The following is a 14,094-nucleotide window of genomic DNA, read 5'->3' as shown; positions in this document are numbered from 1 at the left end:
TAAGGACGCGACTATGAAGAGAATCGACCAGTATCTTGAAAATATGCTCGAACAGGGCGCCAGCGACATCCATTTGGCGACCAATCACCAGCCCTGTCTCCGGGTGGACGGCGAAATGCATTTTCAGCACGGGGTGGACAAGTTTACGGAGGAAGAGCTGCGCGAGCTGCTATATGAATTCACTCCCGAACGCAACCTGCAGGAGCTGGAAGAGCTTTGGGACACCGACTTCGCCTACGAGCTGCCCGGCACGGCGCGCTTTCGCGTAAACCTTTTCATGGACCACGAAGGCATCGGCTGCGTTATGCGCCAGATTCCCTCGCGCGTCCCAACCTTCGAAGAGCTAAACATTCCCGAGGGCGTGCGTCAGTTCTGCTTTTTGAAGAAGGGGCTCGTTATTGTGACCGGCCCGACCGGCAGCGGCAAATCCACGACGCTCGCCGCCATGGTCGATTTGATCAATCGCACGCGCCGCGAGCACCTCATCACCATTGAGGATCCGGTCGAGTTCAAGCACCGATCCATGGGCTGCCTGGTGAATCAGCGCGAAATCCATGTCCATACCAAAAGTTTTTCCAGCGCGTTGCGCGCGGCGTTGCGCGAAGACCCCGATATTGTGCTGGTCGGGGAAATGCGCGACTTGGAAACGATGGAAATCGCCATCGAGACGGCTGAAACCGGCCACTTGGTTTTCGGCACGCTGCACACCAACACCGCCGCCACCACCGTAGACCGCATTATCGATAAATTTCCGGCCGACCGCCAAAACCAGATCCGCTCGATGCTGGCCGACTCCCTCAAGGGCGTAATCGCCCAGACCCTTTGCCGGCGCATTGGCGGCGGGCGGATCGCTTCGTGCGAGATCCTCGTGGTCACGCCGGCGGTGGCCGCCAACATCCGCGAAGGCAAGACCCACCAGATTCCATCCATCATGCAGACCGGACGCAAGGTCGGGATGAGCACCTTTGCCGACGACCTGCTCAGCTTGGTCAAGCGTGGCATTATTTCGCCGGAAGAGGCCTATGCCAACGCGATCGACAAGCCCTTCCTCCAGAAAAAGTTCGACGAGGAAGACATCGAGCTCGATCTTTCGCTTACGGCGCTCGACGATGTTGATATGCTTTCTGATGGGACGGAACCGGCTTCCAAGAGCGACAAGGCCCGCAAGAAGCTGCATGTCAATCCGCGCGACACCGCGGCCCTTCGCGAGCTGATCCTGATTCTCGCAACCGACGAAAACCCTGACGAGCGCAACGGTCACGAAGCCCTTGAATATGCCCAGAAACTCCTCGATATTACCGGCCAGAGCGACGCTTTCACCCTCGTTCTCATCAGCTCCTCCTATGCCGAAGTGCAGCACTTTACCGAAGCAACCGAATGGGCGAAAAAAGCGCTTAAAGTGGCCAAGGCCAACAAACAGAAAGATCTTTGCACGCGAATTCAGCGCTACATCAACCTCTACAAGCGCAACATTCCGCTGCGCGGCGAAGCCACATAGCCTTCAGTCCTTGGGGCTCGAATCCAATGGGTGGAGAAATATATTTACGTGAAACCTGATCACTATTATAATGTATTTTTGTTTTAACACGGAGGTACATCTATGGCAGATCAGAAGAACGGCTAGCAAACCTTTGCTCCGCCTCAACGGGTGAGTGAAGATTCTTACTATCCCACCCCGGCCAGCTGCGAAAAAATGCCCAAAGCCTCGCCAACCCCGACGCCTTCTGGGGATCGCAGGCCGAGGTTCAGATCGACTGGTTCCATAAGTTCACGCAGGTGAGCGACTGCGACTTTAAACACGGGATGGTGGCTTGGTTCCTCGGCGGGAAGCTCAACGTTTGCCACAATTGCGTGGATCGCCATCTCTAAACCCGCGGCGACAAGGTTGCCATCCTGTGGGAGGGCAACGAGCCCGGCGATGTGCGGCGCATCACCTACCGCGAGCTGCACCGTTAGGTTTGCCGTTTGGCCAACGTCCTCCGCCACAATGGCATTCGCAAGGGCGACCGCGTAGCGATCTATATGCCGATGATCCCCGAAGCGGCTTTCGCCATGCTCGCTTGTGCCCGCATCGGCGCGGTGCACAACGTGGTCTTTGCCGGTTTCAGCGCCGAAGCCTTGCGCGACCGCATCCAGGACGCTCGATCGCCGTGCCCGACCAGATTCTGATTGCGTCCGGCCTGCCCAAAACGCGCTCCGGCAAGATTATGCGCCACCTCCTGCGCAAGATCGCCCGTCTGGAAACCGACAGCCTCGGCGACGTCTCCACTCTCGCCGATCCATCGGTCGTCGACCTGCTCATCGAAAAGCGGGAGGCGCTGGCCGAGCATTAGCGCATATTCGGCAATTCGTTGGCCGCGAAAGAGCGCATGGAAATGCAAGGCGTTGCGGACGGGTTTTTAACCGCAGATGGACGCGGAATGGCGCAGAACCCTATTCGTTGATGCGATGTCCCCATCGCATTCTTTCGTGACATGGGCAATTGTTTGCGCCCGAGCCACCTTGGACTGCTGAGACCCTGTCTCCGCTTTTAAAGCGCCGAGTCGGCAGGGTTCAACAAAGTCGAAGTCCGCTTGAAATAATCAACTCGCGGGGCAGGGGATTCTCCCTGCTCCGTTATTCTTTATCCGCGTCCATCCGCGGTTCAAAACAGTTTTGCCTCCGTGTCCTCTGCGCCCTCTGTGGTGAACAATTCTTCTCCCCGTTTGAAAATGCATCAGCGGTTCAGCCGCTTGGGTTCGCCCGACCCGCTGGGAGGGCCTCTCACGAGTAATAAATGCTAGCAAACACAGCAAAAGCAGCAAGGGTTAGGGTTGCAAACGGCTTTTATCCGTGTAGCATGCTCCACCTATAAATTTTCAGAAGGAGCATTTTATGGCTAAAGAAGAATCAATCGAAGCAGAAGGTGTGGTGAAAAAAGTACTTCCCGCCACTATGTACCGTGTCGAGTTGGAAAACGGACACGAAATTTTGGCGCACATTTCCGGCAAGATGCGCAAGCACTTCATCCGCATCGCCGTGGGCGACAAGGTAACGATCGCAATTTCCCCCTACGATCTGGAAAAGGGCCGAATCACCTTCCGCCACCGTAATTAACATGGATTAAAGGATTTTTGGAAGGTTGCGTTTCCCGCTCTCCATCTATCCAAGAATCCAGTAATCTATCACTCCATTTTTTAGACGGAGCGCAGCGATGACTGGAAAGAGAAGCCTGTGGGGCAGCAAGGCTGGTTTCCTGCTGGCGGCCATTGGATCGGCCGTCGGGCTCGGCAATATTTGGCGCTTCGGCTACATGGCCTACGAAAACGGCGGGGGCGCTTTTCTCGTGCCCTACGTTGTGGCTCTCATTCTGGCTGGCATTCCGCTGATGATTCTCGAGTATACGCTCGGTCATCGCGAAAAAGCTTCTCCGCCGCTGGCTTTCGCCCGGATTGACCGGCGATGGGAAACCATCGGCTGGTGGATGCCGGTCGTCGCCTTTTTTGGCATCACGCTCTTCTACGCCGCCGTCATCGGCTGGTGCATGAACTATTTCGTCTTTTCCTTTAATCAGGCTTGGGGAACGGATACGGGCGATTTTTTCATGAACACGTTTTTGCAGGTGTCCGACTCGCCGTTTGAGCTCGGTGGCATCCGTTGGCCGATTCTCGCCGGCACCGTGCTGACTTGGATCATCAGCTGGTCCATCTGCTACCGCGAGGTGAACCACGGAATTGAAAAAGCGAGCATGGTTTTCATGCCGCTGCTGGTGGTGCTGACTTTCGTACTGGTCGGTTGGTCGATGCAGCTCCCCGGCGCTTGGGAGGCCATCAAGGAAAACTATTTAACGGCCCGCTGGGAGAAGATTAATCCGTTCACTGCCGCCGGGAGCAAGGTTTGGGTGGCGGCGTTCGGACAGATTTTCTTCACGCTGTCGCTCGGCTTCGGCATCATGATCACCTATGCCAGCTACCTGCCTAAAAAGACGGATATTGTCGGCAACGCGCTGATCACTTCCGTGCTCAACTGCCTCTACTCCTTCATCACCGGCTTTGCCGTTTTCGGCACGATCGGCTTCATGGCCGCCTCCAAAGGCGTTCCGTTTGCCGAGGCTATTAAAAGCGGCCCCGGACTGGCCTTTGTGGTCTATCCTGAAGCGATCAATCAACTGCCTGCAGGCCAGACCATTTTTGGTCTGCTCTTCTTCTTGGTACTGATCATGGCCGGGCTCTCCTCCGCCATTTCGCTGATTGAAGCGTTCTGCTGTTCGCTCATCGACAAGTTTGATTTCAGCCGCAAGAAAACCGTTTCGGTGGTCTGCGTGGCGGGCTGCCTAGGCAGCGTGGTGTTCACCACCCGGGCCGGGTTGTGGATTCTCGATATCGTGGACCACTTCGTGAACAACTATGGCCTCGTAGCCGGCGGTATTTTTGAATGCCTTTTGGTGGGTTGGGTGCTGAAGGCGGCCATCGCCCGCCGGCATGTGGATCAGGTGGGTGGAGTCAAACTGCACAAGGGGTGGGAGATACTGGTCAAGTTTGTCACGCCCGCCATTCTGATCGTGGTGATTGGCTTTGCGCTGTACAGCGAGTTATCAGGAAACTATGGCGACTATTCCACTAAGGCCCTTCTGTGCCTCGGTGTCGGCTGGTTGGTCGGCGCGTTGGTGATTTCCTTCTTCCTGATGCTTTATCCGTGGGGCGGCGCCAAGCTCGACTGCGAACATGAGCCCGAAGAAGACCACCTGCTTGTATAGTGTGGCGGCGGACTCCGATCCGCCGTATTCTTATTCGCACGGACACCGGATTGGAATCCAGTGTCGCCCGAGCGTCGCGTCTGCCGATTTTTAGCCGATGAATCAGAGCGTTGGCGATTAACCGGCCGATTGCTCGGTTTGGCAGCGTCGATGATCTCAACTGGATTGCGCGGGATTTCAAGAATGATCTTTTCCTGACGCAATTTGTCCTTAAGAGATTTGTAGATGAACTCCTCCGACTCTAGGTTTGCCTGAGCAATGCGAAGGGCGCGAAGTTGGGTTAAGTGCGATGGGGAGTTTCTGGAACGGATATCGGATGCCATAGCGTTCAAGCTATCGAAGTTGTTCTTGGTCAGTTGATATTCGGTCTCCAAGCCTTCTTCCACGTTTTGCATATGCCGGTTTAAAGCTTTTTCCAGCGCTTCTTTTTGTGCGTTGGCCCGTTTCATTTCCGGATGGCCTTCTCCATAATTAGCGTCGTCCAGCTGGAGTTGCTGTTTTTTTTAACATCTTGGAGTTGTTCGATGAGGGATGAAATAAACGTGTCCGTCGGTTTTAAGCGTGACCCCTAATCTTGCCTTCAAGGACTGATCCTATCCCCAAAAAATATCCTTCCATAGCCGTTTATCAACGGCTTGCATTTTTTCCTTTTCGTTGATCGGTTCTATATTGCTTTCCATCACTGAGCGTTTGCTGCCTTCGGGGTCTTCGTCACGTGATTGTTCAGTCACCCCTCCAATTTCCTTCGGTGAACGGCGGAGTGGGCTATTTGTTACTTTATTTGGTCGATGGCATCCAGTTTTTTCCAGAGTTTGGAAAGGTCTTTCAGCGGAATCATGTTGGGGCCGTCGGACAGGGCCTTCGAGGGATCGGGGTGGGTTTCGATGAACATGCCGTCGACGCCGACCGCGGCCGCCGCTTTCGCAAGATAGGGGGCGAAGCGCCCGTCGCCGCCGGAGGTGTCACCTTGCCCGCCGGGCGACTGTACGGAATGCGTCGCATCAAAGATAACCGGGTAGCCCAGCTCGGCCATAATGATCAGGCTGCGCATGTCGGCTACGAGCGTGTTGTAGCCAAATGATGCGCCGCGCTCGGTGAGCATGATTTTTTTGTTGCCGGTCGATTCGATCTTCTTCACGACATTGACCATGTCCCACGGAGCGGCAAACTGCGCTTTTTTCACGTTCACCACTGCGCCGCTTTCGCCGGCGGCCACCACAAAGTCGGTCTGGCGGATCAGGAAGGCGGGAAGCTGGATAATGTCGACCACTTTTGAAGCAATGTGGACTTCCTCGACGCTGTGGACGTCGGTCAATACCGGCACGTTGTATTTTTCTTTAATCTCGGCGAGGATTTCGAGGCCCTTCGAAATGCCCGGTCCGCGGTAGGAATTAATCGAGGTGCGGTTGGCCTTGTCGTACGAGGCTTTGAACACGAGCGGAATGTTCTGCCGCTTGGACAGCTTCACCAATTTGTCGGCAATTTCCATGCAGCCCTCGCGGCTTTCGATCACGCACGGTCCTGCAATCATTGCCAATGGGCTGCGCCCGCCAAATTTCACGCCTGCTACGTTTATTGTTTTCGTCATTATTTTTCCCCGGTCCATGGGTTTCACCCATGGCTAATCATGGTCTTCCCCTTCGGGGAAATTGGTTGATAGCCCCAGAGGGGCTTCCTATTAATAGCCATGGGTCAACGACCCATGGAAACGGATGCAATGAATACCAGACCCTGCAGGGGTCGCCCAATAGCTATTCGAAATATTTTTGTTCATATTCGATATTGGCTTCGGACAAAAGACGCCGCAATTCCTCCGGAGACGATTCCTTTGTGTGATGCTGCTCCTGTCCTTTGATGTATTCGATGATCCGGTCTTTGGAACCGACCGAACAGGTGAACGCGCCGTAGCCGTTTTGCCAATATCCAAAGTCTGCAAACACGTGTTCTGTTTTTATCCAGCTTACCGAGGCGATCTTGATTTCCTTGACCAAATCCGCGAGCGCGACCGACGGATGCAGGCTGGCGAGAAGGTGGACGTGGTCTTCGATCCCGCCGATGCGGTAGAGGTGGCAGTCGCGCTTTTGGGCGATGCCCCAGATGTATTTGTACAGATCGTCGCGACGGTCTTTGGTCAAAACCGGTTCACGGTTCTTTGTAGCGAACACGATATGATATAGAATTTGCGTGTACGTTGACACCTGTTGGGCAACCCCTCCGGGGTTTGTTGTTTTCCATTTCCATCATCCATGGGTTGGCACCCATGGCTATTCGTGGGCTTCCCCTCCGGGGAAATCTGTCGGTGCCCCTGCCGGGGCTTTCCCTAGAAGCGCCTCGGCCTTGGCGACGTCTTCGGGGGTGTCGACGCCGATGCCGAAGTCCTGCGTTTTGATAACCTTCATCCGGCAGCCCATGTCGAGCGCGCGGAGCTGTTCGAGCTTTTCGAGGTTTTCAAGTGCGCAGACCGGTTCCAGAACCAGTTTGAGCAGATAGTCGCGCCGGTAGGCATAGATGCCGATGTGGCGCCAGTAGACGCCTTTGGTCGAAACGCCTTCGGGCTCGCGGATGTGCGGAATGGTGGAGCGCGAAAAATAGAGCGCCTGCCCGTGGCGGTTGAAGAGGGCTTTCACCACCGAGGGATCGGTGATCTGCGCTGCGTCTACGATGGGTGTGGCGGCGGTGGCCATATCCCATTCGCCCGTTGAAATCACGTCGGCGAGCTCGTCGATCAGCGCGGGATCGATCAATGGTTCGTCGCCCTGCACGTTGATGACGGCATCGACATCCAAGTCTTGGACGGCCTCGGCGATGCGGTCGGTGCCGGACGGATGGTCGGGGCGGGTCATGGCCACCTGCACATCTGGAATTTTCAAGGATTGGACGCATTTGGCGATGCGTTCGTCGTCTGTAGCCACAATCACGGCATCGAGCTTTTGCGCCTGCTTCACGCGTTCGACGACCCACTGCACCATCGGCTTGCCAGAAATCATCGCCAGGCTTTTGCCCGGAAACCGCGTCGATCCCCAGCGGGATGGAATCACTCCAACTATTTTGCTCATTTATTTTTCCTCAATTTTTTCCCAAAAACTGTCACCGGAGCCGGAGACCTTCTCCAGCTTCACGTTGACTTTGCCCACGGTGATTTTGGCCTGGATGCAGGTAACCATACGGGGGGACTGCTTTGAAATCCAAAACATGACTTTCCCTTTCCGAAGGAAAAAACCGTCGAACGCGGCGATCGGCTCAAATTCGAAGCACTCGACTTTCCCATACTCGGAAAGCTTGATGCGGTCTTCCTTGTGGAGCTTCAAGCCGAGCTCGTAGATCTTGCCGTCGACGAGCAGCTTGTGCGTTTGGCCGGCCAAGGTCTTGAGGTTGCGGCGGCGGCTGGAATAGATGAAGCTGAAAAGATCCTGCGTTGTTTTTTCGATGGGGACTTCGCGGATGTCTTTGCTGATGCGGTCCTGAAAGATGGCGACCTTTTGGTCGTGATAGAAGGTGGTGAGGTGGCTCTTGAACAGCGGGCCTTCGTTGATCTGCAAATCGACGCGTACGGGCAGAGCGGTTTTGGGGTCGATCAGCACCTCGGTGACGTCGTCTACTTTGTAGATATGGGCATAGGTTTTGTAGCTTTTCGAGACCATCCGGATGCGGATGAGTTCGCGGCCGTTGTGTTCGACCGTATCGGTTGTGGCTTTTGACCAAGCGATGGGGAGGCCCATCCACGAAGCCTTGTATTCGGCCGTCTCACCGGGGATGAAGCAGGCGGAATAATCGGTTGCGCCACGCGCGGTTTGCAAGCCAAACGCGCAGAGGAGACAGACGACAATGGTTAATGCGATGGAGGGTTGGATGGGTGGATGGTTGGATTTCGCCCCGGCTTTGCTGTTGTTAAACGCATTCATCCAGAATTCCAATTTTCCACCAATCCGCCATCCTCCGGCTGGCATCACGCCCTTGTGAACTGCCGGCAAAGAATGCCGGCGGTATCGAACAGGCCGCGGGCCTGCTCGGTAAAGTGATATTCGGTTTCGTAGACCACTTCCTTGATGCCGGCGTTGATAATCATTTTGGTGCACATCAGGCACGGGCTGAGGGTGCAGTAGAGCGAGCCGTCGCGGACGCTGATGCCGTGGTAGGCGGCCTGCACGATCGCGTTTTCTTCGGCGTGGGCGCAGATGCATTCGCCGAGGCTCTCGCCCGACGGCGCATCGGAGGCGCAGCGCGGGCAGCCGCCGTCGCAGCAGTTTGCGATGCCGCGGGGCGTGCCGTTGTAGCCCGTGGAAACAATGCGGCGGTCGCGAACGATCAGTGCGGCCACCTTGCGGCGGCAGCAGTTGCCCCGCTTCGACACCACGTGGGCAATGTCCATAAAGTATTCATCCCAGTCCGGGCGCTTTTCTGTAATTTCACTCATAGACAGGAACATAGCTCCTGCAACGCCCTCGTTCAAGAGCCATACAGGCGAAAGGATCTTGAATTCATCCCGGCAGAATTAATAAACTCAACTTCTTTGGAAAGAAAGAGAATGTAATGGAGGCGTAAAGAATGAGTGCTCGGCCATGCCAGCGAGATAGCAACGTTTGACCGCAGCTTTGCACGGCTCGAAAACGTTAAGATGCTTTAAACGCGTTTAAGATGGCCGGCGTTACGTCGGTTAAGGTTTTCAGGGTTTGGAACCTTTCCGCTCCCGTTCCGAGAGCAACAAGCGGGACGGGATTCTTGGTGTGCCGGGTGGTTGTCGGGTCTTCGATGTTTCCGTGGTCGCTGCAGAGCAGGAACAGGTGGTTAGGCTGATCGGCGAAGGTAGCGGCTTTTCCAAGAAAGCGCTCCATCGTTTCCAGGCATTGGAAAACCAGCTTCAGATCGCCGGAATGGCCGGCGCGGTCGGTCAGGAAATATTCAAACAGCGTAAAGTCGTGCGCTTCGGCCACGGCCAGCAGGTGTTCGGCCGCCTCTTCGGGCTCAATCAGCGGGCCGTCGTAGCCACGCGTGTGCATGGTCCAGCGGGTGATGTCGTGGTTGACGGCCAGTCCGGCCATCAGCTCTTCTTTATGGCGGACGTCGCCGAGCGCTTTCAACGTCATGACGGTGGTGACCGACTGCCGGCGCAGCGGGATGCGGTACGGATCGTCGATCCAATAGGAATTCGCGAAGGTGCAGTGCTTGTGCAGTTTCCGCAACTTGGAAAACAGGTTGTCGTGCTCGATCAGCTTTTTTAGCGCGGCAGGGGGAAACCCTTCGATGTGGCGCCCCATGGCTTTGGCCGCGTTGACGCCGGTGAGGAGCGTGGCCTGCCCGGTGGCGCTTTGGGGAAGCCCCTCCACGCCGAGGCAGGCGTCGAGCGGCGTCGCGCCTGCGAGCAGGTTGGCAAGGTTTGGAAAGCGCGGATCGCACAGCGGATTGACGTCGGGATCGTCGGCGCCGAGTCCGAGTCCGTCTATGAATATGAAGATGATTTTCATGTATTGATCTTCCGCAAAATGGTTTTGGAGTCACGGGGTTTATCGATAGGCTTGGTCGTGGGTTCCGACATCGAGCAGGATGATTTGATCATCTTCGAGCGCAAGGATCAGAACGATGCGGTGGCTGTAGGTCAGCGATACGGCGTGCTTTCCGGCTAGTTTCCCTTTTAGCGGGTGCAACCTCAGCTTGGGGTGGGAGGGGTCTTCTTCCAGCTGCCGGAGAGTATGCTCAAATTCACCTCGCAAATGCGGGGTCCTTTTCAAAAAACGCCGGGCCGTGCGGGCGAAGGTATGGGTCCAGACTAACTGGATCATGAGTCTGGCTCATCCAGCGTTTTCAGTAAATCCACCGAACTGCCGCGCTGAACACGACCGGTGGCCAGATCGGCTTCCGATGCTTCAATGCGTGCAAGCGCCAGATCCTCCATCATGGTTTGGTAGTCGTCTTCGCGCATCACCACATAGTGGGGATGGTTGTTTTTCACAATATGAACCGGTTCGCGCTCAAGCAGCTTATCCACCGCTCCGATGCCCCGACGTTTAATATCCTGTGCTGGAATCGTAACCATTGCAATTCTCCTGTACTAATTACGGTATTCTATTTAGCACTTATATTCGGTGCTGTAAAGAGTCAAGTTGCTGCGCAGGTAGTAGCTCGAAATTCTGTTTCGAGTCCGCGTGCGCACCGCCCGACCGAAACGCGAAACGGAATTTCGCGCCACGCTACTTCTCGTCTAACCAGTCGGCAGTTGCGTGAGTGAATGCATGCGGGGAAAGGTTGGCCTTCTTCGGGTTGTCGGCAATGTATGCGCGGATGCGGTTGAGTTCGGCACGATTGCGGATGAGATGGTCGTAGGTTTCGTTTTGCCACAGTTTGCCTTCATGCAGTTTCTGGTGGGTCAGCTGTGTTGCGGTAAAACGCTTGATGGCGCGCATGCTTTTCCAGAGTCTGGAACCTTTCAGAGGTTGGATGATCCAGTGGACATGATTGGGCATAATGACGAAGTCGCCGGAATGGTAGTGTGTGCCGTCGTTGTGATGCAAGGACTCTGCTAAGAGGTTCCGGGCAACGGAATTTTTGAAGAGACAGCACCCGCGGCAACGGTCCAGCTCGCTGAGCAGGCGGCGAGCATTCTGACGCTCGAAGTTGCGACGCTGTCGCGGATCAATTTTTGCGTAGGCAGTTGCCCGGTCTGCCTGCTCCATGGGTTCCATAATGCCATGCGCTTTAAGCCAGAGTTGCCGTTCTTCAATCCACTGCTCCACCAAGGCGCGGGGGATGGAGTCGGCGAGCCGGAAGGTAATAAAGCACGTTGCGCCATCCTGATGCCAGTGGGGCAGGTTGCGGTAATAAATTTCAATCGGTGCCCGTTCATTAAAGGCCGTGAAATGCGGAGACATGAGAGCAGGATAATTTTCAGAAGAAGCCGGATCAAGTAATAGTAGCTAGAAATTCAGGAGTAGCTCGAAATTCTGTTTCGAGATTGCGCATGCACCGATCTGACGCATCGATCGTCCGGGAACGCGAAACAGAATTTCGCGCCACGCAAGTTCTCGAAATGGAATTGAACCATGCGCTGCCTGTGTTGCGGTAGGATGAGAGGTGAACAAGAGTTGCGTTCGTAATGGCTTCTCTGAAACGGGTTTTGTTCATAGAGTGGAGGGCGTGGATTTTTCAGATACAGATCAGTTTGGAGCATGGCTTTCAAAAGCGGCGCAGGGGGCCGGTGCGCATTCCGCGGCGTGCATCCGCATGGACAACCCTTTGCTGAAACAGCGCGTTGAGGAAAACAACGCGCTGGTGGCTGGTTGGCTGAAGGACGGTCTGCACGGCGACATGGATTATCTCGAACGTATGTTTCCCGAAAAATCCGCTCCTTGGAAAACCTTTCCGTTTGCCAAGTCCGTTATTGTGCTGGCCTTCACGAATAGGTGGGGCGACCCTGAAGCGACGCATCCGTTTCCTGCGCCAGACAAAGATGCCCTGCTGGGCTATATCTCGGCTTACGCCAAGGAAACGGACTACCACATCAACGGCCAAGCGATGCTCGCTGAGCTGAAGAGCTTGCTGGGCGAGGGGGTTCAGGTCGAGGCCGCGGTCGACACCAAGGCGGTGTATGAACGCCTCTTTGCCTCGGTCGGCGGGTTGGGCATTGTGGGCGGCAACGATTTGTTGCGCGTGCCCGGCCGCACCAACGTGCGGGTATTTATCGGCTGCCTGTTTGTCGATACCGAACTGCCTGAGGTTATCCTCGAGCCGAAGATGCCGTTTGCCTGCGACGACTGCCTGGCCTGCGTGAAAAAGTGCCCGACCGGCGCCATCCAATTCGGCGAGCCGATCGATGCGCGCAAGTGCATCAGCTATCTCACCATCGAGAAGCGCGGGGTGCTGAATCGAGAAGAAGGGAGCATGATTGATGATTGGCTTTTTGGTTGCGACTGGTGCTCGGTCGTCTGCCCGCCGCGCGACAAGGTGGATACGCGCATTCCCGTCGATCTTGAATGGCTGCTGAAAACGCCGGCCGGCGAATTGCGCCGCTTGATTAAGGGGAATGCGGCGTCCTATGCCGGCGTGACCCAGCTTCGGAAGAATGCCGTCGTGGTGCTAAGTAAAAGCAAATCGCCTCGGGCGCGGGAACTGCTCCAGTGGGTGGAAAAAAATACAGGCAGCAAGCTGATCCGCGACCAACTCACTGCCTGCGAGGAGGAGATGAGGTTTAATATTTAGCAGGTCGCATGCCAATTCAGGCTGTGGCAGAATGAACTTCGTTTAATGGCCCGTTTTGTTAGACTTTATCCCATTTCAAACCCTTGGAGTATTCATGAAATTTATCGAACTTGCGGAAAAGCGGTGCAGTATTCGCAGTTTTAAGCCCGATCCGGTGCCGGACGTGCTGCTGAACGAGGTTTTGACGGCCGGCAGCCTTGCCCCGACCGCAAAAAACCTGCAGCCCTTCCAGTTTATTGTAGTTCGGGCGGAATCCGGCTTGGACGCGCTGTCCGCCGCATATCCCGCGCCGTTTCTTCGGGAAGCGCCGGTCGTGATTGTCGTTTGCGTTGAGGCGGAGAAGGGCTGGGTGCGCAAGCGCCACGACAACAAAAACTATGCGGAAGTCGATGCGGCGATTGCTGCGGATCACATGACGCTCGCCGCGGCCGACCTCGGACTCGGAACCTGCTGGATCGGAGCATTCGACCCCGGCGCGGTTTCTGAAGCGATGGGGCTGCCCGACGGCGTCGAGCCGATCACGATGCTGCCGCTCGGCTATCCGAACATGGCCGGTCTGGCAAAAATCCGCAAGCCGCTCGAAGATCTGGTGCGTTATGAGCATTGGTAAAGCGGCAGGAACCCTCGGATCGATCTGGGGCGTTGGCGGGCTTAGCCTGGTGTTCGGGAGTGCGCTGTACCGGCTCTACCCCTATGCCGAAGAGTTACAGGGCATGTCGTTTACGTGGCTTCACTGGGTGGCGCTTTTTGCAAGCTTGGTGTTCATGGGCTATGCCGAGGGCTATAAAGGCTTCCATCTCAAGTTTTCGCCGCGGTGCGCCGCCCGCGCGCTGTATTTGAAAGACAATCCAACCTTCATCCGCGTTCTGTTTGCGCCCTTCTTCTGCATGGGCTATTTCCATGCCACCCGGAAACGCAAGATTGTGGCCTATTCGCTTACGCTGATGATTGTGCTGCTGATTGTTGGGGTGCGGAAACTGGAGCAACCTTGGCGCGGCATTGTTGACGCCGGCGTACTGCTCGGCCTCGGCTGGGGTCTCGTCTCCGTTTGGATCTTTTCGGCTAAAGCCTTCTTTGGCCAAGGATTCGACGTTTCCCCTGAAACGCCCGACGCATAAAAAAAAGGCGCTCCTCGCGGGGCGCCTTTTGTTGTTTGAATAGCCACAAGG

At 55.8% G+C, this 14,094-nt stretch carries 18 protein-coding genes and 1 pseudogene; 8 read left to right on the top strand and 11 right to left on the bottom strand.

Annotated features, from left to right (window positions below):
* Positions 1–13: 13 nt before the first annotated feature.
* From SCARR_RS16155 to SCARR_RS16135, 5 genes and pseudogenes are all read left to right on the top strand, one after another.
* Positions 14–1,498, top strand: a complete 1,485-nt coding sequence (locus SCARR_RS16155; protein WP_136062703.1) for a type IV pilus twitching motility protein PilT — start codon at positions 14–16, stop codon at positions 1,496–1,498.
* Positions 1,499–1,683: 185 nt separating this feature from the next.
* Positions 1,684–2,148: pseudogene (locus tag SCARR_RS29310) on the top strand (AMP-binding protein); the annotation flags it as partial.
* 2 nt (positions 2,149–2,150) lie between these two features.
* Positions 2,151–2,333 (top strand): hypothetical protein, encoded by a 183-nt coding sequence (locus SCARR_RS16145; protein WP_136062702.1) that lies wholly within the window; start codon positions 2,151–2,153, stop codon positions 2,331–2,333.
* 541 nt (positions 2,334–2,874) lie between these two features.
* Positions 2,875–3,096, top strand: coding sequence for a translation initiation factor IF-1 (infA, locus tag SCARR_RS16140; protein ID WP_136062701.1), 222 nt, complete (start codon positions 2,875–2,877; stop codon positions 3,094–3,096).
* A 97-nt stretch (positions 3,097–3,193) separates the two neighbouring features.
* Positions 3,194–4,735 carry a sodium-dependent transporter gene (locus SCARR_RS16135; RefSeq protein WP_136062700.1) on the top strand — a complete coding sequence of 514 codons (1,542 nt, stop codon included), beginning with the start codon at positions 3,194–3,196 and terminating at the stop codon, positions 4,733–4,735.
* Here the strand turns inward: SCARR_RS16135 and SCARR_RS16130 are convergent.
* From SCARR_RS16130 to SCARR_RS16085, 11 genes are all read right to left on the bottom strand, one after another.
* On the bottom strand, positions 4,669–5,184 hold the full coding sequence (locus SCARR_RS16130; RefSeq protein ID WP_136062699.1) for a hypothetical protein: 516 nt from the start codon (positions 5,182–5,184) through the stop codon (positions 4,669–4,671). The two genes, SCARR_RS16135 and SCARR_RS16130, sit on opposite strands and share 67 nt — an antisense overlap.
* Before the next feature lie 144 nt (positions 5,185–5,328).
* A complete protein-coding gene (locus SCARR_RS28235; RefSeq protein ID WP_168433367.1) occupies positions 5,329–5,466 on the bottom strand; it encodes a hypothetical protein in 138 nt (45 codons plus the stop codon).
* A 41-nt stretch (positions 5,467–5,507) separates the two neighbouring features.
* Positions 5,508–6,323: a 3-deoxy-8-phosphooctulonate synthase gene (gene kdsA / locus SCARR_RS16125; protein WP_136062698.1), complete on the bottom strand. Its 816-nt coding sequence runs from the start codon at positions 6,321–6,323 to the stop codon at positions 5,508–5,510.
* Between the two features lie 163 nt (positions 6,324–6,486).
* On the bottom strand, positions 6,487–6,933 hold the full coding sequence (gene tnpA, locus SCARR_RS16120; RefSeq protein WP_136062697.1) for an IS200/IS605 family transposase: 447 nt from the start codon (positions 6,931–6,933) through the stop codon (positions 6,487–6,489).
* 66 nt (positions 6,934–6,999) lie between these two features.
* On the bottom strand, positions 7,000–7,791 hold the full coding sequence (gene kdsB, locus SCARR_RS16115; RefSeq protein ID WP_136062696.1) for a 3-deoxy-manno-octulosonate cytidylyltransferase: 792 nt from the start codon (positions 7,789–7,791) through the stop codon (positions 7,000–7,002).
* Positions 7,792–8,637, bottom strand: a complete 846-nt coding sequence (locus SCARR_RS16110; RefSeq protein WP_168433366.1) for a DUF3108 domain-containing protein — start codon at positions 8,635–8,637, stop codon at positions 7,792–7,794.
* Between the two features lie 44 nt (positions 8,638–8,681).
* Positions 8,682–9,149 (bottom strand): deoxycytidylate deaminase, encoded by a 468-nt coding sequence (locus SCARR_RS16105; protein ID WP_136062694.1) that lies wholly within the window; start codon positions 9,147–9,149, stop codon positions 8,682–8,684.
* 196 nt (positions 9,150–9,345) lie between these two features.
* On the bottom strand, positions 9,346–10,197 hold the full coding sequence (locus SCARR_RS16100; RefSeq protein WP_136062693.1) for a peptidase: 852 nt from the start codon (positions 10,195–10,197) through the stop codon (positions 9,346–9,348).
* A gap of 39 nt (positions 10,198–10,236) precedes the next feature.
* Positions 10,237–10,512: a type II toxin-antitoxin system RelE/ParE family toxin gene (locus tag SCARR_RS16095; RefSeq protein ID WP_136062692.1), complete on the bottom strand. Its 276-nt coding sequence runs from the start codon at positions 10,510–10,512 to the stop codon at positions 10,237–10,239.
* Complete coding sequence (locus SCARR_RS16090) at positions 10,509–10,766, bottom strand: type II toxin-antitoxin system Phd/YefM family antitoxin (RefSeq protein WP_136062691.1); 258 nt, start codon at positions 10,764–10,766, stop codon at positions 10,509–10,511. The genes SCARR_RS16095 and SCARR_RS16090 overlap by 4 nt, the downstream gene beginning before the upstream one ends.
* Positions 10,767–10,920: 154 nt before the next feature.
* A complete protein-coding gene (locus tag SCARR_RS16085; RefSeq protein WP_136062690.1) occupies positions 10,921–11,598 on the bottom strand; it encodes a transposase in 678 nt (225 codons plus the stop codon).
* A 202-nt stretch (positions 11,599–11,800) separates the two neighbouring features.
* Here SCARR_RS16085 and SCARR_RS16080 point away from each other — a divergent pair, with 202 nt between their 5' ends.
* From SCARR_RS16080 to SCARR_RS16070, 3 genes are all read left to right on the top strand, one after another.
* A complete protein-coding gene (locus SCARR_RS16080) occupies positions 11,801–12,925 on the top strand; it encodes an epoxyqueuosine reductase (RefSeq protein WP_136062689.1) in 1,125 nt (374 codons plus the stop codon).
* A 94-nt stretch (positions 12,926–13,019) separates the two neighbouring features.
* A complete protein-coding gene (locus tag SCARR_RS16075; protein WP_136062688.1) occupies positions 13,020–13,535 on the top strand; it encodes a nitroreductase family protein in 516 nt (171 codons plus the stop codon).
* Positions 13,522–14,043 carry a hypothetical protein gene (locus SCARR_RS16070; RefSeq protein ID WP_136062687.1) on the top strand — a complete coding sequence of 174 codons (522 nt, stop codon included), beginning with the start codon at positions 13,522–13,524 and terminating at the stop codon, positions 14,041–14,043. The genes SCARR_RS16075 and SCARR_RS16070 overlap by 14 nt, the downstream gene beginning before the upstream one ends.
* Positions 14,044–14,094 lie beyond the last annotated feature (51 nt).

The organism is Pontiella sulfatireligans, assembly GCF_900890705.1.
GTDB classification, from domain to species: domain Bacteria; phylum Verrucomicrobiota; class Kiritimatiellia; order Kiritimatiellales; family Pontiellaceae; genus Pontiella; species Pontiella sulfatireligans.
The sequence above is the reverse complement of the archived record's forward strand: the minus strand, read 5'-3'. Positions and strand labels throughout refer to the sequence as shown.

Bases quoted from the DNA above. Each gene is read 5' to 3' on its own strand.
- SCARR_RS16105 (WP_136062694.1), bottom strand. From the start codon at position 9,149: ATGAGTGAAATTACAGAAAAGCGCCCGGACTGGGATGAATACTTTATG.
- SCARR_RS16090 (WP_136062691.1), bottom strand. From the start codon at position 10,766: ATGGTTACGATTCCAGCACAGGATATTAAACGTCGGGGCATCGGAGCG.
- infA (WP_136062701.1), top strand. From the start codon at position 2,875: ATGGCTAAAGAAGAATCAATCGAAGCAGAAGGTGTGGTGAAAAAAGTA.
- SCARR_RS16100 (WP_136062693.1), bottom strand. From the start codon at position 10,197: ATGAAAATCATCTTCATATTCATAGACGGACTCGGACTCGGCGCCGAC.
- SCARR_RS16085 (WP_136062690.1), bottom strand. From the start codon at position 11,598: ATGTCTCCGCATTTCACGGCCTTTAATGAACGGGCACCGATTGAAATT.
- kdsB (WP_136062696.1), bottom strand. From the start codon at position 7,791: ATGAGCAAAATAGTTGGAGTGATTCCATCCCGCTGGGGATCGACGCGG.
- kdsA (WP_136062698.1), bottom strand. From the start codon at position 6,323: ATGACGAAAACAATAAACGTAGCAGGCGTGAAATTTGGCGGGCGCAGC.
- SCARR_RS16070 (WP_136062687.1), top strand. From the start codon at position 13,522: ATGAGCATTGGTAAAGCGGCAGGAACCCTCGGATCGATCTGGGGCGTT.
- SCARR_RS16155 (WP_136062703.1), top strand. From the start codon at position 14: ATGAAGAGAATCGACCAGTATCTTGAAAATATGCTCGAACAGGGCGCC.
- SCARR_RS16130 (WP_136062699.1), bottom strand. From the start codon at position 5,184: ATGAAACGGGCCAACGCACAAAAAGAAGCGCTGGAAAAAGCTTTAAAC.
- SCARR_RS16075 (WP_136062688.1), top strand. From the start codon at position 13,020: ATGAAATTTATCGAACTTGCGGAAAAGCGGTGCAGTATTCGCAGTTTT.
- SCARR_RS16095 (WP_136062692.1), bottom strand. From the start codon at position 10,512: ATGATCCAGTTAGTCTGGACCCATACCTTCGCCCGCACGGCCCGGCGT.
- SCARR_RS16110 (WP_168433366.1), bottom strand. From the start codon at position 8,637: ATGAATGCGTTTAACAACAGCAAAGCCGGGGCGAAATCCAACCATCCA.
- SCARR_RS16135 (WP_136062700.1), top strand. From the start codon at position 3,194: ATGACTGGAAAGAGAAGCCTGTGGGGCAGCAAGGCTGGTTTCCTGCTG.